The sequence below is a fragment of the Streptomyces sp. NRRL F-2580 genome (assembly GCF_000720115.1).
Taxonomy (GTDB): domain Bacteria; phylum Actinomycetota; class Actinomycetes; order Streptomycetales; family Streptomycetaceae; genus Streptomyces.
In genome coordinates this window covers 396,192-414,496 of record NZ_JOIR01000011.1, presented here as the reverse complement: position 1 = coordinate 414,496, position 18,305 = coordinate 396,192, and the positions used below count along the sequence as shown (strand labels likewise).

Here is an 18,305-nt window from a genome sequence, read left to right as displayed (position 1 = left end):
CCCCTGATCCCCTGGTCCCCTGGTTGCTGTGGAGCCTACGGAAGCGGGGCGGCCCGCCGGGTCCGTGGACCCGGTGGACCGCCCCGCAGTTGAGCGTTCCGCATTACCGCCGCCGTCATGCCTCGGCGGTGGAACCCTCCAGTTCCAGGCGCTTGTTGCGGCGCACCGAGGACCAGAAGGACCATCCGATGAGCAGCACGCCGACGAGACCGGTGATGATCTCGTTGATCTCGTACTGGATGGTGACGAGCAGGATCACGGCGAGGGCGCCGATGGCGTAGTGCGCGCCGTGCTCCAGGTAGACGTAGTCGTCGAGGGTGCCCTGGCGGACCAGGTAGACCGTCAGCGAACGGACGTACATGGCACCGATGCCGAGGCCGAGGGCCATGAGCACGATGTCGTTGGTGATGGCGAAGGCGCCGATGACCCCGTCGAAGGAGAACGAGGCGTCGAGGACTTCGAGGTAGAGGAACATGAAGAAGGCGGCCTTGCCGGCCATGGCGACGGCCGTGACGGGCTTGCCGGTCCGCTTGGCCTCTTCCTCCGCCTCGTGTTCGGCCTCCTCCTCTTCCTCCAGTTTGTTCTCGAAGTAGCCGGAGAGGCCGCCGACGACCATGTAGGTGATGAGGCCGAGGATGCCGGAGATCAGGACGGTCTGCGCCTTGTCCACGTGGACGCCACCGTGCTGGTGGGCGTGGGCCCCGACGGTCATCGAGGCGATGAGCAGGACGATCAGCGCGATGCAGGCGGACAGCATGTCGACCTTGCCGAGCTTGGCGAGGGGACGCTCCAGCCAGGCGAGCCACTTGATGTCACGGTCCTCGAAGATGAAGTCGAGGAAGATCATCAGCAGGAACATGCCACCGAACGCGGCGATGGACGGGTGAGCGTCCGTGACGAGCTGCTCGTACATCTCCTTGTCGTTGAGGGCCAGTTGCACGGCCTCAATGGGCCCGATCTTGGCGCTGATCGCGACGATCACAACGGGGAAGACCAGTCGCATACCGAAGACCGCGATGAGTACGCCGACGGTGAGGAAGATCTTCTGCCAGAAGGCATTCATCTTCTTCAGGATTCCGGCGTTGACCACCGCGTTGTCGAAAGACAGCGAGATCTCGAGGACCGACAGGATCGCCACGATCCCGAAGGCTTGCCACCCCCCGTAGAACACCGCTGCGACCAGACCGAGCGCAGTGATTGCGAACGACCAGCCGAAGGTTTTGAGAAGCACTGGCACCCCATCGTCTTGTACGGCTTTACGAAACGTTGACCCCGAAGTCTAGAGCGATGCCCCTGAGCCCTGACGCGTACCCCTGCCCCACCGCACGGAACTTCCATTCGCCCCCGTACCGATAGACCTCGCCGAAGATCATCGCGGTCTCGCTGGAGGCGTCCTCGGAGAGGTCGTAGCGGGCCAGTTCCTGGCCGTCGGCCTGGTTCACCACGCGGATGAAGGCGTTGCTCACCTGGCCGAAGCTCTGCCGGCGGCTGTCCGCCTCGTGGATGGAGACCGGGAAGACGATCTTGTCCACCTGGGCCGGCACCTTGGTGAGGTCGATGAGGATCGACTCGTCGTCGCCTTCACCCTCGCCGGTGAGGTTGTCGCCCGTGTGTTCGACGGAGCCGTCGGGGCTCTTCAGGTTGTTGTAGAAGACGAAGTACTCGTCCCCCAGCACCCGGCCGCTGTTGCACAGCAGCGCGCTGGCGTCGAGGTCGAAGTCGGCTCCCGTGGTCGAGCGCGCGTCCCATCCGAGACCGATCAGCACCCTGGTGAGGTTCGGTGCGGCCTTGGACAGGGAGACATTGCCCCCCTTGGCGAGTGTGACGCCCATGTTGTGGTCCTCCCCGGACGACGGTGTGGCGGTGTTCCGGTGTGGCGAAGCGGCGGTGAAGCCGCCGTGCGCTGCGGCGGTGGAGCGGTGGTGCGCTGCGGCGGTGAAGCGGCCGTGCGATGCGGCTGAAGCGCTGGTGCGGGTGGTGCGGTGAACCGCGTCCGGCGCCGTACACACAGTGCACGGCGCCGGACGGATGGACTGCTCGGGCTCAGACGTTGACGCCGAAGTCCTGCGCGATGCCGCGCAGGCCGGAGGCGTAGCCCTGGCCGATGGCGCGGAACTTCCACTCCGCACCGTTGCGGTAGAGCTCGCCGAAGACCATGGCGGTCTCGGTCGAGGCGTCCTCGGAGAGGTCGTAGCGGGCGAGCTCGCTGTTGTCGGCCTGGTTCACGACGCGGATGTAGGCGTTGCGGACCTGGCCGAAGCTCTGCTGGCGGCTCTCGGCCTCGTAGATCGAGACCGGGAAGACGATCTTGGCCACATCGGCCGGGACGCCGGCGAGGTTGACCTTGATCGCCTCGTCGTCGCCCTCGCCCTCACCGGTGGTGTTGTCACCGGTGTGCTCCACCGAGCCGTCGGGGCTCTTCAGGTTGTTGAAGAACACGAAGTTCGCGTCGCTGGCGACCTTGCCCTGGTCGTTGGTCAGGATCGCGCTGGCGTCGAGGTCGAAGTCGACACCGGTGGTGGTGCGAGCATCCCAGCCCAGACCGACGATGACCGCCGTCAGGTTAGGCGCGGCCTTGGTCAGCGAGACGTTGCCGCCCTTGCTGAGGCTGACTCCCACGGGTCCTCCATAGGGTTCTGTGTGGGGCGGTGCCCCGTCTTGCGGTTGCTACCGGATCAACGTTTCGATCCTAGTGACGGGTTCCCGCCCGTAAGCGGTTTTCGCAGGGAACTGCGCATACGGCCCGTGCAGACTCGCTCAGAGGCTGTCGAGCGCCTTGATGTACTCGTTCAGGTCACGTGCGTCGGGCAGTCCGTTGATCACGCTCCAGCGCACCACGCCGTCCTTGTCGATGACGAAGGTGCCGCGGACCGCGCAGCCCTTCGCCTCGTCGAAGACGCCGTACGCGCGGGAGGTCTCCCCGTGCGGCCAGAAGTCCGACAGCAGCGGGTACTCCAGGCTCTCCTGCTCCCCGAAGACCCGCAGGGTCGGCACGGAGTCGTTGGAGACGGCGAGGAGCTGGACGTCGTCGTTCTGGAAGCGCGGCAGCTGGTCGCGCAGCTCGCAGAGTTCGCCGGTGCAGACGCCGGTGAAGGCGAACGGGTAGAAGAGCAGCACCACGGCCTTCTCCCCGCGGAAGTCGGAGAGCCGCACGGTGGCGCCGTGGTTGTCCTTGAGCTCGAAGTCCGGGGCCTTGTCGCCGACCTCGATCGCCATCTGTCGCATCCCTTCGTTCCCGCATCCCTGCGTTGGGCTGTTCGGGTGAGGCAAAGCCTAGGGCCTCCGGTGGCCCCGGGCCGTGAACGCACACACCCCGCCGACCGGGGTCACCTGGCAGGCGGGGTGTGGAAGCGTGTCCGCTCGGCAGCGGGCGCGGCTCAGCGCTTGGACTTGGCGGCGGTCTTGGGCGTCACCAGCTTGGTGGCGGCCCACTCCTTGCCGACACTGATGCTCCTGGTCTGCGAAAGGCCGGCGGTCTCGGCGGCCTCGCTGATGTCGCTGGCCTCGACGTAGCCGGGGCGGCCCGTCTTGGGGGTCAGCAGCAGGATCAGTGCGCCGTCCTCGACCAGCTCTGTGGCGTCGACCAGCGTGTCAGTCAGATCGCCGTCTTCCTCCCGGAACCACAGCAGCACCGCATCGGCAACGTCGTCGTACTCCTCGTCGACGAGGTCGTTGCTGATGTGGTCCTGAATGGACTCACGGAATTCCTGATCGACGTCGTCGTCGTAGCCGATCTCCTGGACCACCTGTTCGGACTGGAAACCCAGCCGGGCGGCCAGGCTCTCCGCGTGGTCCGCGGTCGCGCTCACGGGGTGCCTCCTGCTCATGTTCGGTGAATGTCTTGGCGGCGCGCGTACGCGCAGCATTGGGCGTAGTCCACACGGGCGCGGCGGATCGCGCAAGTACCCGGCCGCCGAGACCGTCGAAACGGTGACGATTGCGGCCGTCTCGCCGCAACTTTCAGCCTTCCCGTGCGGGCCTCTGGTGACTCATCCCACACCATTCCAGCTCATTCGGCATCATCGGCGACCCTCGACGTCTTTCCTACCTGATTGAGCGACGAACGGCCGCCCGAAGCGAGTGCCCGGCTCGGGCGTAAGATCGCGGTCTGTCCGGACGCGCCACCGATCTTCCGGCCATTACCCGGTGGTAAAGATGACGATTTCGGTCGAGCGTAAGAGCATGGGAGGCGGCGCCCCCCAGATACGGCTTCAGCACGACTCCCCCCGACAGCGAAGGAACAGCGTGGCTTCCGCATCCGATCGCAATCCGATCATCATTGGCGGCCTGCCGAGTCAGGTCCCGGACTTCGATCCGGAGGAGACGCAGGAGTGGCTCGACTCCCTGGACGCAGCGGTCGACGAGCGGGGCCGTGAGCGCGCCCGCTACCTGATGCTGCGGCTGATCGAGCGGGCCCGCGAGAAGCGCGTGGCCGTGCCCGAGATGCGCAGCACGGACTACGTCAACACGATCGCCACCAAGGACGAGCCGTTCTTCCCCGGCAACGAGGAGATCGAGCGCAAGGTCCTCAACGCCACCCGGTGGAACGCGGCCGTGATGGTCTCGCGCGCCCAGCGTCCCGGGATCGGCGTGGGCGGCCACATCGCGACCTTCGCCTCCTCCGCCTCCCTCTACGACGTGGGCTTCAACCACTTCTTCCGGGGCAAGGACGAGGGTGACGGCGGCGACCAGATCTTCTTCCAGGGGCACGCCTCCCCCGGCATCTACGCCCGTGCCTACCTCCTGGACCGGCTCTCCGAGCAGCAGCTCGACGCGTTCCGCCAGGAGAAGTCGAAGGCCCCGTACGGCCTGTCCAGCTACCCGCACCCGCGGCTGATGCCGGACTTCTGGGAGTTCCCGACCGTCTCGATGGGCCTCGGCCCGCTCGGTGCGATCTACCAGGCGCGGATGAACCGGTACATGGAGGCGCGCGGGATCGCGGACACCTCCAAGTCCCACGTTTGGGCGTATCTCGGTGACGGCGAGATGGACGAGCCGGAGTCGCTCGGCCAGCTGTCGATCGCCGCCCGCGAGGGCCTGGACAACCTGACCTTCGTCGTCAACTGCAACCTGCAGCGGCTCGACGGCCCGGTGCGCGGCAACGGCAAGATCATCCAGGAGCTGGAGTCGCAGTTCCGCGGGGCCGGCTGGAACGTCATCAAGCTGATCTGGGACCGGTCCTGGGACCCGCTGCTGGCCCAGGACCGCGACGGCATCCTGGTCAACAAGATGAACTCGACGCCGGACGGGCAGTTCCAGACGTACGCCACCGAGTCGGGCGCGTACATCCGCGAGCACTTCTTCGGCGGCGACCAGCGGCTGCGCGCGATGGTCGAGAACATGACCGACTACCAGATCCAGCACCTGGGCCGCGGCGGGCACGACCACAAGAAGGTGTACGCGGCGTACGCGGCGGCCAAGGCGCACAAGGGCCAGCCGACGGTGATCCTGGCGCAGACGGTCAAGGGCTGGACGCTGGGTCCGAACTTCGAGGGCCGCAACGCGACGCACCAGATGAAGAAGCTGACGGTCGACGACCTCAAGCGCTTCCGCGACCGCCTGCGCATCCCGATCACCGACCAGCAGCTGGAGGGCGGGGCGCCGCCGTACTACCACCCGGGCCGCAACTCCCCCGAGATCCAGTACATGCACGACCAGCGCAGCTCGCTGGGCGGTTACGTGCCGACCCGTGTGGTGCGCGCCAAGCCGCTGCAGCTGCCGGGCGACGCGGCGTACGCGGCCGCCAAGAAGGGCTCGGGCCAGCAGTCGATCGCCACCACGATGGCCTTCGTCCGCATCCTGAAGGACCTGATGCGGGACAAGGAGATCGGCAAGCGGTTCGTGCTGATCGCGCCCGACGAGTACCGCACCTTCGGCATGGACGCCTTCTTCCCGAGCGCCAAGATCTACAACCCGCTGGGCCAGCAGTACGAGGCGGTCGACCGCGACCTGCTGCTCGCGTACAAGGAGTCGCCGACCGGGCAGATGCTGCACGACGGCATCTCGGAGGCGGGCTGCACGGCCTCGCTGATCGCCGCGGGTTCGGCGTACGCGACGCACGGCGAGCCGCTGATCCCGGTCTACGTCTTCTACTCGATGTTCGGTTTCCAGCGCACGGGTGACCAGTTCTGGCAGATGGCCGACCAGCTGGCGCGCGGTTTCGTCCTCGGCGCGACCGCCGGGCGGACCACCCTGACGGGTGAGGGCCTCCAGCACGCCGACGGCCACTCCCAGCTGCTGGCCTCGACGAACCCGGGCTGCGTGGCGTACGACCCGGCCTACGGCTACGAGATCGCGCACATCGTCAAGGACGGTCTGCGGCGCATGTACGGGCCGGAGGCGGAGGACGTCTTCTATTACCTGACCGTCTACAACGAGCCGATCCAGCACCCGGCCGAGCCGGCGGACGTCGACGTGGACGGCATCCTCAAGGGCATCCACCGGGTGTCCCGGGGAACCTCGGGCACCGTCGGGGCGCAGCTCATGGCCTCGGGCGTGGCGGTGCCGTGGGCGCTGGAGGCGCAGCGGATCCTGGCCGCGGAGTGGAACGTCCGGGCGGACGTCTGGTCGGCGACCTCCTGGAACGAGCTGCGCCGCGAGGCCGTCGAGGTGGAGGAGCACAACCTGCTCCACCCGGAGGAGGAGCAGCGCGTTCCGTACGTGACGCGGAAGCTGTCGGGGGCGGAGGGGCCGTTCGTGGCGGTCTCGGACTGGATGCGGGCGGTCCCGGACCAGATCTCGCGGTGGGTGCCCGGCCCGTACACCTCGCTGGGCGCGGACGGCTTCGGCTTCGCGGACACGCGCGGTGCGGCGCGGCGCTTCTTCCACATCGACGCGCAGTCGGTGGTCCTGGCGACGCTCACCGAGCTCGCGAAGACCGGTCAGGTCGACCGTTCGGTGCTGAAGCAGGCCGTGGACCGGTACCAGCTGCTGGACGTGGCGGCGGCCGACCCGGGCGCGGCGGGCGGGGACGCCTAGCCGTCAGGCCGTCACTCTTCCGTGGGGGCGCTGGGACACCTGTCCCAGCGCCCCTTACGCGTTCTTTACGATGCTCCGTATGAAGGAACCCTCCCGTCAGCAGGTGTGGGAGCGGCGGAGCCAGACCCCGCTGCTCGTGCTCGCCCTGGCCTTCGCCGTGGCGTACGCCGTGCCAATCGTGGCCCCCGACGCGACCGCGGACGTGCACCGGGCCTGCACCCACGTGGAGTGGCTGGTGTGGGGTGCGTTCGCCGTCGACTACGTGGTGCGGCTGGGCCTCTCGGCGGACCGCCGGCACTTCGTCCGGACCCACTGGCTGGACCTGGCCGCCGTGGTGCTGCCGCTGGTGCAGCCGCTGCGGCTGCTGCGGCTGGTCGCCACGTTGATGCTGGTGGGGCGGCGGGCCCGGATGGCCCCGCAGATCCAGCTGACGACGTACGTGGCCGGGGCGGTGGTGGGGCTGCTGATGTTCGGCTCGCTCGCGGTGCTGAGCGTGGAGCGGGACGCCCCCGACGGGAACATCAAGAACCTGGGCGACGCCGTGTGGTGGTCCTTCACCACGATGACGACGGTCGGGTACGGGGACCACTCGCCGACCACCGGCCTCGGCCGGGTCCTGGCCGTGGGCCTGATGCTGTCGGGGATCGCCCTGCTTGGTGTGGTGACCGCCAACATCGCCGCCTGGTTCATCTCCCGTTTCGAGCGCGACGACCAGGCGGAGCGGCTGCAGCTGGCGGCCCTGCGGGAACTGCGGGAGGAGGTGCGGGCGCTGCGCGGCGAGGTCGCCCGGCTGGGCGGCGCGGCGGCCACGGGCGGGGACCCGGCCGGAAACACGGCCCCGCCCGCGCACGCGGCCGCACCCGGGGACGCGGCCACGCCCGCAGCCGAGGGCGCGGCCGCCGCCGCACCGGAGGGCGCGGCCACGCCCGCAGCCGGCCGGCCGAACGCCCCGGCGCGGCGGGAAGCTACCTCTCCCACACCTTGAACGCCCGCACCTGGTAGGGCGACTGGGGCAGCCAGACCCCGTCGCCCGGATAGGTCTGGAACTCGCCGGTCTCCGCGCACTCCGCCGACTGGTACGTGGTCACCGGCCGCCCGGTGCGGTTGGAGAGCGACTGGGCGCTGGTCCCGGCCGGCAGCGCGGTGCAGCTGTCGACGTCCAGGGTGCTCAGCTCGTGGGTCCGCTTGGTGCCCTTGAACTCCGGTTTCGCCCACAGGCACAGCTGCCCCGGCGCGCAGACCGCGAGGGCCGGCGGGCCGGCGGCCTGGGCCGTGGTGGCCGTACTCGGGATGAGGGCGGTGAGGGCCAGGACGGTCGCGGCGAGGACGGTGGTGACGCGCGTGGTTCCACACGTACGCATGACGGGTCAACTCCTTGTGGACGGCGGGCGCCCGGACCGATTCCGGGGCCTCACTGACACCACGCTGACCTGCGGTGACGGGCGGACGGAAGGGGCCGCGGGCGGGTCCACCCGGATAGGCGACGGCCCCGCCGGAACCGTCCGGCAGGGCCGTCGTACGTACGGAGTTGACGCCTCCGGGGGCCGTCGGCGCGGGCCCGCGCCCGCCCCGGCGGGGTCGGGCACCCCGGCTGTGGCCGACCCGAACGTGTCATGCGCGGCCGCTCGCGCACCCCGGCCCGGGAGGGCGGGGGGGCCTTCGCAAACGGCTTAACGCGACCGCCGCCGCCCCGCCCGTCACCGGTACTCTGACCGCCCACTCGGCGTCGGAAGGGAGCCCCGGAGAGATGATCGACGAGCGGTCGGCGCCGGCCGCGCCGGTGCCCGGACTGCGCGAGCGCAAGAAGCGCCGCACCCGGGACGCGCTGCTGCGCGCCGCGCTCCTGCTCTTCCTCTCCCAGGGGTACGAGCGCACCACCGTCGACGAGATCACCGACGCCGTGAACGTGTCCCAGCGCACCTTCTTCCGCTACTTCGCCAACAAGGAAGAGGTCGTCTTCGCCGTCCAGGACCTGACCGAGGCGCACTTCGTCGCCTCCCTGCGCGCCCGGCCGGCCGCCGAGGGACCCCTCGAGGCGATGCGGGGCGCGGTGCTCGCCGCATGGGACACCGTCGAGGAGGCCCTCGCCGACGTGGTCCCCGTCGACCTCTACATGCGCAGCTACCGGCTGATCGAGTGCACCCCGGCCCTGCTCGCCGTTCACCTGCGGCGCTCCACCGAGCTGGAGGAACGGATCTCCCGGCTGATCGCCGCCCGCGAGGGCCTGGACGTGGACGCCGATCCGCGGCCAAGGGTGGCCGTCGCCGCGTTCTGTGGTGTGATGCGGCTCACCGGGCGGCTCTGGGGGCAGGGCGGGGACACCAGCGTGGACGCGATCCGGCGGCTGACGGAGACCTACCTCGACCGCATCGGACCGTCCCTGGCCGCGAGCTGGCGCATGCGGGCGGCGGGAGCCTGATCGGCAGGACACTCCGGGGAGTTGTAGCGGATCACCCGCGTTCCGTAAGGGGTCCCACGCTTGGCCGTGAGTCCTGTCACCCGGGGCGCCGCGGCCGGTGGAGGTCTCCTACGCTGGTCCCAGTGAATCTGTCCGGCCTCGCCCACTCCCCCGTTCCCGGCGCCGACCCGCGCCCTGCCGCCCTGCGCGCCCTGCTCGCGCTGGCGGTGGTCTTCATCATGCTGGCGACCACCGGCTGGACGGCCGTGCACCGGCCGGAGGGGGGCACCCCGCTGCGGGCCGCCGCGCTCCAGGCCTGGGCCAAGGCCCGGATCGACGGCCGTCCCGTGCCGCCCGCCGACGCCCCCGTGCGGACGGTGGCGCGCTTCTTCGCGGGCCTGGACGGGGCCCAGCGGGCCCGGCTCGCCGACGGCTACCCCTTCGTCGTCGGCAATCTCGACGGGGTCCCCGCCGCCACCCGCTACCGGGCCAACCTGCACGGCCTGGAGCAGGCGCGCCGGGTCGAGGAGGCCCGCAGCCTCGATGTGGCCCTGACCCCGGCCGACCGGGCGGAGGCCGGCCGGCGCTCCCACCGCTTCGCCTCGCTCGCCGACCCCGGCCGGCAGATCCTGACCTTCGATCCCAGCGGCGGCGGCCGCGTCGCCGAGGTCTTCGGTGACCTCGACAGGGCCCGCCGGGTCTCGGTGATCGTGCCCGGTGTGGACACCGACGCCCTCACCTTCGAGCGCACCCAGCGCCGCCTGACCTCCCCCGTCGGCATGGCGGAGTCCTTGTACGAGAGCCAGCGCGCGACCGCGCCGGGCGGCCGGACGGCGGTCATCGCCTGGGCCGGCTACACCGCGCCCACCGGGGTCGGCGTGGACGCCGCCACGGGCCGCATGGCCATCGACGGCGCGGTCCGGTTGAAGGCGCTGACCACCTCCCTGCCCGGGAACTCGGGCGTGGCGCTGTTCTGCCACAGCTACGGCTCGGTGGTGTGCGGGGTCGCCGCGCACGAGCTGCCGGAGCGGGTGACGGACGTGGTGGTGGCGGGCAGCCCCGGGATGCGCACGGAGAACGTCGAGGGCCTGCACACCTCGGCGCGGGTCTGGGCGACGCGGGACGAGGGCGACTGGATCGCGGACGTGCCGCACCTGGAGGTGGGCGGGCTGGGCCACGGCGCCGATCCGGTGTCGCCGGAGTTCGGGGCGCGGCTGCTGTCCTCGGCCCGGGCCAGGACCCACACCGGCTATTTCGCGCCAGGAACGGACTCGGTGGAGAACTTCGCGAAGATCGGAACCGGCGCGTTCGGTTCCGTTGTGTGCGCGAGCGGGGACGACGCCTGTCGGCGTGGAATTTCCGGTACAGAGGCGGACTGACGCGCGTAGAGGGGCGGAAAACGGGCTCCGCACCGAGGGGGGACGCGCGGGGGCGCCGCCCTTTACGATGTGCCGCATGGGTGACGTACTGGCCGGAAATCATGCCGTCTGGGAGTTCGACTCGGACTCGGTGCTCATCCGCTTCTCACGGGGGATCAGAACGCCGAGGGTGCCGAGACTCCTGCACGCCCTCGGCTCGCGCCGGATCCCCCTCGAAGCGGTCTCCGAGGTGACCGTGAGCGCCGGGAAGCGGGACACGGTGGTGCTGCGTGCCGTGCCGCGGCCGGGCGCGGATCCGCTGATGGAGGCCGCCGCCGGGCAGCTCAAGGAGAGCTGCGACCCGTACCGGCTGGTGCTGCCGGGTGACCGGGCGCCGCACGCGGCCGCGTTCGCGGACGCCCTGCGCTCCCGGCTGGGGCCGGACGCCGGGGAGCCGGCCGACCACTTCCTGGTCGACGTACCACCGCCGCCGGTCCACCTGAAGGCGTACGACGCCCGGGTGGGCTTCGACGGCTCGGCGGTCACCTTCCACTGGTCCCGCACCGGCGCCACGAGCACCAAGTGGAAGGCGGGCGACCAGCACGTCCCGCTGGCCTCCCTCACCGGTGTCGAGTGGTGCTCCCCGGCGGGCCCGGGCGGCCACCTGCGGCTCCTCGTACGGGACACGCCCGCCGATCCGCGCCCGGACCACGACCTGGCGGCGGCCGTCTTCGGCGTGGGCTACGGGGCGGTGCACGAGTCGCTGCCGTTCGCGGCCGCGGTCCTGGCCGCGGTGCGCGGCCGCGCCCGGGTCGCCGCCGTGAGCTCCGTCCCGGCGGCGCGCACCGGCGGCGAGCGCCTGCGGCACCTGGACGAGCTGCACAGCGCCGGACTCCTCACGGACGCCGAGTACGTGGCCCTGCTGGACCGCTTCCGGGCGTAGGAGACGACCGACCGCTCCACCAGGGGGGGGCAGCTGGGGCCGTTGACATGATCCGTCGCGTGCAGCACCCTTTCACTACTTAACTAGTGAAAGGGTGCTGCACGTGCTGGAGTACCGCATCGACCGGCGCAGCGGCATGGCCACCTATCTGCAGATCGTCCACCAGACGAAGCAGGCCCTCCGCCTGGGACTGCTCGAACCCGGCGACCAGCTGCCCACCGCACGGGAGGTCGTCGAGGCGACGGCCATCAACCCGAATACGGTGCTCAAGGCCTACCGGGAGCTGGAGCGCGAGGGCCTCGTGGAGGCGCGGCGGGGCATGGGCACCTTCGTACGGAGGTCCCTGGGCGGCGCACCGGCCGACTCGCCCCTCCGGGTGGAACTCGCCGACTGGACGCGGCGCGCGCACGCCGCCGGGCTGGAACGGGACGACGTGGCCGCGCTCTTCACATCCGTACTGGACCAACACTTCAAGGGGGAAGACGCGTGACGGACGATCCGGTGATCGAGGCCTCGGGACTCGGCGTGCGCTACGGACGGCGGCGCGGGTGGGCCCTGCGCGACTGCTCCTTCCGGTTACCCGCCCGGCGGGTCTGCGCGCTCGTCGGCCCCAACGGGGCGGGCAAGTCCACCCTGCTGGCGCTCGCGGCGGGACTGCTGCGGCCGACCGAGGGAACCATCGACGCGCCGCCGCGCGAGGAGACGGCCTACGTGGGCCAGGACAAACCCCTCTACCCGCAGCTGACCGTCGACGAGACCCTGCGCATGGGCCGCGAGCTCAACCCGGGGCGCTGGGACGCGCGGTGCGCGGAGCGGATCGTAGGGGAGGGCGGAATCGATCGCTCCGCCAAGGTGCGCACCCTCTCGGGCGGCCAGCGCACCCGGCTCGCCCTGGCCCTCGCCCTCGGCAAGCGCCCCGGGCTGCTCCTGCTGGACGAGCCGATGGCCGATCTCGACCCGCTCGCCCGGCACCGGCTCATGGGGACGCTGATGGCCGACGCCGCCGAGAACGGCACCACCGTGGTGATGTCCTCGCACATCCTGACCGAACTGGACGGCGCCTGCGACCACCTGCTGCTCGTCGACGGCGGCCGGATCCGCCTCTCCGGCCCGGCGGACGAGATCGTCGCGGCCCACCGCCTGCTCACGGGGCCCGCCACGGCCCTCACCGGCCTCGCCGAGCACACCGTCGTCGAGTCCCGCACGGCGGGCCGCCAGCTCACCGCGCTCGCTAGGCCCCGCGGTCCGATCGACACGGACACCTGGCAGACGGCCCGCCCGTCCCTGGAGGAGGTCCTGCTCGCCCACCTGCGCTCCCCCGACGCCCCGGACCTCACCGTCGGACCCTTCGCGACCGAGGGGGCGCCGGCATGAGCGTCCTGACCCTGAAGGGCCCGCGCTGGGTCACGGTCCGCCAGCACCGGCGCGCCCTGTGGGCGCTGCCCGCCGCCGTCGCCGCGAGCCTCGCCGTCGTCCTCGCGCTGCGCTGGTGGGCGAGCAGCCCGTCCGGGCTGCGCTCGGCCAACCCGGACGGCGCGCTGCGCTCGGCGATGGACCACGCCGGCACAGGGCTGCTGTTGCTGCCCCTGCTGCTGGGGGCCTTCGTCGCCGGCCCGATGATCGCCCGCGAACTGGAGAGCGGCACCTACCGCCTCGCCCTGACCCAGTCGTCGACACCCCGGGCCTGGCTCTCGGCGAAGATCACGCTGGCCGCCGCGGCCGCGGTGGCCTCCTCGGCCGCCCTGGCCGGGGTCTACCGCGTCGGCCGGCTCCCGCTGGCCGGCACGCACCAGTTCTCCTGGGCGGACCGGGGGCCGTACGAAGCGCTCGGCACCGTACTCGTCGCGTACTGCCTCCTGGGTGTGGCCGTCGGAGCCCTCGTCGGCCAGCTCGTACGGCGCACGCTCGCCGCCATGGCGGTCACCGGGCTCGTCACCGGCCTGGTGATGGCGGTGCTGGGCGCGGTGCGGTGGTCCTTCCTGCCCGTACGCACCCTCACCACGTCGGTGGTCGAGCGCGGGGTGCCGATGCCTTCGGGGGACTTCCTCATGATGGACACCGGACTCGTCACTGCCTCGGGCGAGCGCCTGCCCGAGTGGACCTGCTTCGCACGCTCCGGCCGCCTCGGCGTGTGTCCCGAAGACCTGGACGTGACCGGGTGGTACCTCGACTACCACCCGGCCGCGCACTACTGGCCGACCCAGTCCATCGAGACGGCGGTGGTCCTGGCCCTGGCCGCCCTCGCCCTCCGGGCGGCCTTCGCGGTCCTGCGCACCCGGCACCGCTGAGGGGGGGCCGCCTCGGGCGTGTTTGAGAAGGTCCCGCCCGGCCTGCGGGCGCCCGGCGCTACTTTTCGAACACGCCCCGGCCCTCGCGGGCTTCCGAGGTCGTGCTCATGTCGGGGTAGCGGTCGCCCGCGACCTGGGCGGCGATGGGCTCCAGACGGGTCAGCTGCGCCGGCGTGAGCGTGATCCGGGTCGCGGCGGTGTTCTCGCGCAGGCGGCCCGGCTTGCGGGTCCCCGGGATGGGGACCACGGTCAGCCCGTGCACCGCCGCGCGCTGCTGCACCCAGGCCAGGGCGATCTGCGCCGGGGTCGCCCCCAGCTCCTCGGCGATCTCCCGGACCGGGGTCAGCAGCGCCGCGTTCGTCTTCGCGTTCTCGCCGCTGAACCGCGGCTGGTGGCGGCGGAAGTCGTCCTGCGACAGCTCCGCGGCGGCGTCCGCGAAGGACCCGGTCAGGAAGCCCCGGCCCAGCGGGGAGTACGGCACCAGCGCCACGCCCAGCTCCGCCGCCGCGCCCACCGCGCTGTGCTCCACGTTCCGGCTGAAGAGCGACCACTCCGACTGGAGCGCCGTGATGGGGTGCACGGCGTGCGCCTCGCGCAGTTCGGGGCCGGTGACCTCGCTGAGCCCGAGGTGGCGCACCTTCCCCTCCTGCACCAGCTCCGCCATGGCGCCGACCGACTCGGCGAACGGCACGGCGGGGTCGCGCCGGTGCATGTAGTAGAGGTCGATGACGTCCACGCCGAGGCGGCGCAGGCTGTCCTCGACGGCCCGGCGGAGGTAGGGGCGGTCGTTGCGCACGCCCCGGTAGGCGGGGTCGTCGGTGCGCTCTATGGCGAACTTCGTGGCCAGGGTGATCTCGTCGCGGTGCGCGGCCACGAAGGGGGCGAGGAACTCCTCGTTCTTCCCCCGCCCGTAGACGTCCGCGGTGTCGAAGAGGGTGACCCCGGCGGCAAGCGCCGCGTCCAGGGTCTCGCGGGCGGCCCCCTCGTCGGTGTCCCCGTAGAACTCGCTCATGCCCATGCAGCCGAGGCCCTGGACGCCGACCAGCGGGCCGCCCTTGCCGAGCTCGACCTGGTCGATCTTCGTGGCTTCCGTCATGGCTGTGCCTTCCCCGAGTAGATGCCGATCTTGTAGTCCAGTACGCCCAGCGCGTCCGTGAGCTCCGAGATGCGTTCCCGCACCTCGTGCCGCGTCCGCTCCAGCAGTTCGCGGCGCTCCCCGACGGTGTGTCCGCCCTCGCGGACCAGTTCGGCGTACCGGACCATGTCCGCCACCGACATCCCCGTGGTGCGCAGCTTGCCCACGAAGGCCAGCCAGTCGAGGTCCTTGTCGGTGAAGCGCCGCTGTCCCGAGTGGGAGCGGTCCACGTGCGGCATCAGGCCGATCCGCTCGTACCAGCGCAGGGTGTGCTGGGTCAGACCGGTCCGGGCCTCGACCTCGCTGATCGTGTACCGCGTCTGCGTCAGGCTCTGGCTCATGGCTCCACGCTAAAACCCTGGAGTGCACTCCAAGCAAGTAGGCTCGGTCGCATGGAGAGCATGGAGGCCGTCAACGGCATGGAAAGCCTGCGGATCATCGACACCTGGCCGGTGGACACGGCCGCGGCGGCCGTCGTACGCGCCGACGGGAGCATCGCCGGCGCCCACGGGCCCGTCGACCACCGTTTCGCGCTGGCCTCCGTGACCAAGCCGCTCGCCGCGTACGCCGCCCTCGTCGCGTACGAGGAAGGGGCGATCGAGCTGGACGAGCCGGCCGGGCCCGAGGGGTCGACGGTCCGTCACCTCCTCGCGCACACCAGCGGCCTGGCCTTCGACGAGCACCGGGTGTCGGCCCCGCCCGGGGAGCGCCGGCTGTACTCCAACGCCGGTTTCGAGGTGCTCGGCGACCACATCGCCAAGGCCACCGGCATCCCCTTCGCGGAGTACGTGCACCAGGCGGTCTTCGAGCCGCTGGGCATGGCGCGGACCACCCTGGAGGGCTCGCCCGCCAAGGACGGCGTCTCCACCGTGTCCGACCTGGTGCGCTTCGCCGCCGAGCTGCAGGCGCCCCGGCTGCTCGACGTCCGTACGGTCGCCGCGGCCACCTCCGTCGTGCACCCCGGGCTCAAGGGCGTCCTGCCGGGGTACGGGCACCAGTCCCCCAACGACTGGGGCCTGGGCATGGAGATCCGCGACGGCAAGTCCCCGCACTGGACGGGGCTGTCCTCCTCGCCCCGCACGTTCGGCCACTTCGGCCAGGCCGGCACCTTCCTGTGGGTGGACCCGGACGCGCGCGCCGCGTGCGTGGCGCTGGCGGACCGCGCCTTCGGCCCGTGGGCCGTGGCCGCCTGGACCCCGTTCACGGACGCGGTCCTGGCCGAACTGCGCCCTTAGGGCAGTTCCCAGATCAGCAGTTCCCCCGGGGACCCGGCGGTGATCTCCAGGTCCCGCTCCGCGGTGATCCGCACCGAGTCCCCGGGGCCCAGCTCCTCGCCGTCCAGGCGCAGGTCGCCGCGCACGACGTGCAGGTACACCCGCTCCGCCGCCGGCACGGCCACCCGCTCGCCCGCGCCGGGCCGTCGCACGTGCAGTACGGCGCCGGCCGCGGGGACCTCGTAGGGCGTTCCGTCGGCGATGCCCCGGACCACCTCGTACGAGGGTTCGCCGCCCGCGGCGAGGGGGGCGAGCCACATCTGCACGAAGCGCAGCCGCCCGTCGCCGTCGTTGCGCTCCACGTGCCGCGCGCCGGATCCGGCGCTCAGCCGCTGTACGTCCCCGGCCCGGACCAGGCCCTTCTCGCCGGTGCTGTCCTGGTGGGTGAGCTCGCCCTCGACGACCCAGGTCACGATCTCGGTGTGACTGTGCGGGTGCTCGTCGAATCCGGCGCCCGCGGCGAGGACCTCCTCGTTGCAGGCCAGGACGGGGCCGAAGCGCAGGTTGTCCGGGTCGTAGAAGGACCCGAAGGAGAAGGCGTGCCGGGTGGTGATCCCGGCGGCCGGGTCCCCGCCCTCGTGCCGGTCGGAGCCGCGGCGTACATCAATCATGGGGGCCACGGTAGACCCGATCACGGGACGGGGGCGCGGTCACGGGGCGGGACCGGACTCGGCGCAGCCGTCCCGATAAGGCAGTCTTGTCACGTGCCTCAACCCGAACGTGAGCATTCGCCCGCCACACACCCCGCGCATCCCGCTCCCGCCCATCCGCACACCGCGACGCTGCGGCGACTGGAGAAGTCCTCCGGCCGGCTCGCCGCCAATGCGATCGCGCGCATGGACGAGACCCTGCCGTGGTACCGGGCGATGCCACCCGAGAACCGGTCCTGGATCGGCCTGGTGGCGCAGGCCGGCATCGCCGCGTTCACCGAGTGGTTCCGGCACCCGGAGACCCCGCAGGCGATCTCGACCGACGTGTTCGGGACGGCTCCGCGCGAGCTGACCCGGGCGATCACCCTGCGCCAGACCGTCGAGATGGTCCGCACCACGATCGAGGTCATGGAGACCGCGATCGAGGAGGTGGCGGCGCCGGGCGACGAGCAGATCCTGCGCGAGGCGCTGCTCGTGTACGCCCGGGAGATCGCCTTCGCGACGGCCCAGGTGTACGCGCAGGCCGCCGAGGCGCGCGGGGCGTGGGACGCCCGGCTGGAGTCCCTGGTCGTCAACGCGGTGCTGTCCGGCGAGGCCGACGAGGGGGCGCTGTCCCGGGCGGCGGCGCTGGGCTGGAACTCCCCCGAGCACGTGTGCGTGGTGCTCGGCACCGCGCCGGAGGGGGACAGCGAGCTGACGGTGGAGGCGATCCGCCGCGCGGCCCGCCACCACAAGCTGCAGGTCCTCACCGGGGTGCTCGGTGACCGGCTGGTCGTCATCGCGGGCGGCAGCGACAACCCGATGCAGGTGGCGAAGTCGCTGATCGGGCCGTTCGCGGCCGGGCCGGTGGTGGCGGGCCCGGTAGTGTCCGACCTGCTGAACGCGACGAAGTCGGCGCAGGCCGCGGCGGCCGGGCTGAAGGCCTGTACGGCGTGGCAGGATGCCCCACGGCCGGTCCTGGCGGATGATCTCCTGCCGGAACGCGCGATCGCCTCCGATCCCGCTGCCAGGGAACAGCTGGTGGAGGAGATCTACAGACCGCTGGAAGAGGCCGGGTCGGCGCTGCTGGAGACACTGAGCGTGTACCTGGAGCAGGCGAGCAGCCTCGAAGGGGCGGCGCGGATGCTGTTCGTGCACCCCAACACGGTGCGCTACCGGCTGCGACGTGTGACCGACGTCACCGGATGGTCGCCTTCGGATGTCCGCTCGGCGTTCACCCTGCGAATCGCCCTGATTCTGGGGCGTCTGGCCGACGGCGATCTCCAGTCCTAGACTTTTGTC

The 18,305-nt window shown here is 71.3% G+C and carries 19 protein-coding genes; 10 read left to right on the top strand and 9 right to left on the bottom strand.

Going from position 1 to position 18,305, the window contains the following annotated elements; translation table 11 throughout:
• Nucleotides 1–115: 115 nt before the first annotated feature.
• From IF88_RS0115345 to IF88_RS0115325, 5 genes are all read right to left on the bottom strand, one after another.
• Nucleotides 116–1,231, bottom strand: coding sequence for a DUF475 domain-containing protein (locus IF88_RS0115345; RefSeq protein ID WP_030711352.1), 1,116 nt, complete (start codon nt 1,229–1,231; stop codon nt 116–118).
• Between the two features lie 25 nt (nt 1,232–1,256).
• Nucleotides 1,257–1,832 (bottom strand): TerD family protein, encoded by a 576-nt coding sequence (locus IF88_RS0115340; RefSeq protein WP_030711350.1) that lies wholly within the window; start codon nt 1,830–1,832, stop codon nt 1,257–1,259.
• Between the two features lie 211 nt (nt 1,833–2,043).
• Nucleotides 2,044–2,619 carry a TerD family protein gene (locus IF88_RS0115335; protein ID WP_030711348.1) on the bottom strand — a complete coding sequence of 192 codons (576 nt, stop codon included), beginning with the start codon at nt 2,617–2,619 and terminating at the stop codon, nt 2,044–2,046.
• 138 nt (nt 2,620–2,757) lie between these two features.
• Complete coding sequence (locus IF88_RS0115330) at nt 2,758–3,216, bottom strand: peroxiredoxin (RefSeq protein ID WP_030711346.1); 459 nt, start codon at nt 3,214–3,216, stop codon at nt 2,758–2,760.
• Nucleotides 3,217–3,377: 161 nt separating this feature from the next.
• A complete protein-coding gene (locus tag IF88_RS0115325) occupies nt 3,378–3,809 on the bottom strand; it encodes a DUF3052 domain-containing protein (protein WP_030711344.1) in 432 nt (143 codons plus the stop codon).
• Between the two features lie 436 nt (nt 3,810–4,245).
• Between IF88_RS0115325 and aceE the strand changes: the two genes are divergently transcribed.
• Both aceE and IF88_RS0115315 read left to right on the top strand, forming a co-directional pair.
• A complete protein-coding gene (gene aceE / locus IF88_RS0115320; protein WP_030711343.1) occupies nt 4,246–6,978 on the top strand; it encodes a pyruvate dehydrogenase (acetyl-transferring), homodimeric type in 2,733 nt (910 codons plus the stop codon).
• A 79-nt stretch (nt 6,979–7,057) separates the two neighbouring features.
• Entirely contained in the window at nt 7,058–7,963 is a 906-nt protein-coding gene (locus IF88_RS0115315) for a potassium channel family protein (protein WP_078892901.1), read from the top strand.
• On the opposite strand, the gene IF88_RS0115310 is transcribed toward IF88_RS0115315, so the two are convergent.
• On the bottom strand, nt 7,944–8,339 hold the full coding sequence (locus tag IF88_RS0115310) for a peptidase inhibitor family I36 protein (RefSeq protein WP_030711339.1): 396 nt from the start codon (nt 8,337–8,339) through the stop codon (nt 7,944–7,946). The two genes, IF88_RS0115315 and IF88_RS0115310, sit on opposite strands and share 20 nt — an antisense overlap.
• A gap of 386 nt (nt 8,340–8,725) precedes the next feature.
• On the opposite strand from IF88_RS0115310, the gene IF88_RS0115305 reads away from it, so the two are divergent.
• From IF88_RS0115305 to IF88_RS0115280, 6 genes are all read left to right on the top strand, one after another.
• Nucleotides 8,726–9,397, top strand: a complete 672-nt coding sequence (locus tag IF88_RS0115305; RefSeq protein ID WP_030711337.1) for a TetR/AcrR family transcriptional regulator — start codon at nt 8,726–8,728, stop codon at nt 9,395–9,397.
• A gap of 218 nt (nt 9,398–9,615) precedes the next feature.
• Complete coding sequence (locus IF88_RS0115300; RefSeq protein WP_199808081.1) at nt 9,616–10,755, top strand: alpha/beta hydrolase; 1,140 nt, start codon at nt 9,616–9,618, stop codon at nt 10,753–10,755.
• Nucleotides 10,756–10,831: 76 nt separating this feature from the next.
• A complete protein-coding gene (locus IF88_RS0115295) occupies nt 10,832–11,677 on the top strand; it encodes a DUF4429 domain-containing protein (RefSeq protein WP_030711333.1) in 846 nt (281 codons plus the stop codon).
• Nucleotides 11,678–11,780: 103 nt separating this feature from the next.
• Nucleotides 11,781–12,167, top strand: coding sequence for a GntR family transcriptional regulator (locus tag IF88_RS0115290; RefSeq protein ID WP_030711331.1), 387 nt, complete (start codon nt 11,781–11,783; stop codon nt 12,165–12,167).
• A complete protein-coding gene (locus tag IF88_RS0115285) occupies nt 12,164–13,051 on the top strand; it encodes an ATP-binding cassette domain-containing protein (protein WP_234323540.1) in 888 nt (295 codons plus the stop codon). Before IF88_RS0115290 ends, IF88_RS0115285 begins: the two co-directional genes overlap by 4 nt.
• Nucleotides 13,048–13,965 (top strand): ABC transporter permease, encoded by a 918-nt coding sequence (locus tag IF88_RS0115280; RefSeq protein WP_030711326.1) that lies wholly within the window; start codon nt 13,048–13,050, stop codon nt 13,963–13,965. Before IF88_RS0115285 ends, IF88_RS0115280 begins: the two co-directional genes overlap by 4 nt.
• Before the next feature lie 58 nt (nt 13,966–14,023).
• Here the strand turns inward: IF88_RS0115280 and IF88_RS0115275 are convergent, their stop codons facing one another.
• Nucleotides 14,024–15,061: an aldo/keto reductase gene (locus IF88_RS0115275; protein ID WP_030711325.1), complete on the bottom strand. Its 1,038-nt coding sequence runs from the start codon at nt 15,059–15,061 to the stop codon at nt 14,024–14,026.
• On the bottom strand, nt 15,058–15,441 hold the full coding sequence (locus tag IF88_RS0115270) for a MerR family transcriptional regulator (RefSeq protein WP_030711323.1): 384 nt from the start codon (nt 15,439–15,441) through the stop codon (nt 15,058–15,060). The genes IF88_RS0115275 and IF88_RS0115270 overlap by 4 nt, the downstream gene beginning before the upstream one ends.
• A 78-nt stretch (nt 15,442–15,519) precedes the next feature.
• Here IF88_RS0115270 and IF88_RS0115265 point away from each other — a divergent pair, with 78 nt between their 5' ends.
• Nucleotides 15,520–16,335, top strand: coding sequence for a serine hydrolase domain-containing protein (locus IF88_RS0115265; protein ID WP_030711321.1), 816 nt, complete (start codon nt 15,520–15,522; stop codon nt 16,333–16,335).
• Here the strand turns inward: IF88_RS0115265 and IF88_RS0115260 are convergent.
• Nucleotides 16,332–16,985 (bottom strand): pirin family protein, encoded by a 654-nt coding sequence (locus IF88_RS0115260; protein ID WP_030711320.1) that lies wholly within the window; start codon nt 16,983–16,985, stop codon nt 16,332–16,334. The two genes, IF88_RS0115265 and IF88_RS0115260, sit on opposite strands and share 4 nt — an antisense overlap.
• 93 nt (nt 16,986–17,078) lie before the next feature.
• On the opposite strand from IF88_RS0115260, the gene IF88_RS0115255 reads away from it, so the two are divergent.
• On the top strand, nt 17,079–18,296 hold the full coding sequence (locus IF88_RS0115255) for a PucR family transcriptional regulator (RefSeq protein WP_030711314.1): 1,218 nt from the start codon (nt 17,079–17,081) through the stop codon (nt 18,294–18,296).
• Nucleotides 18,297–18,305 lie beyond the last annotated feature (9 nt).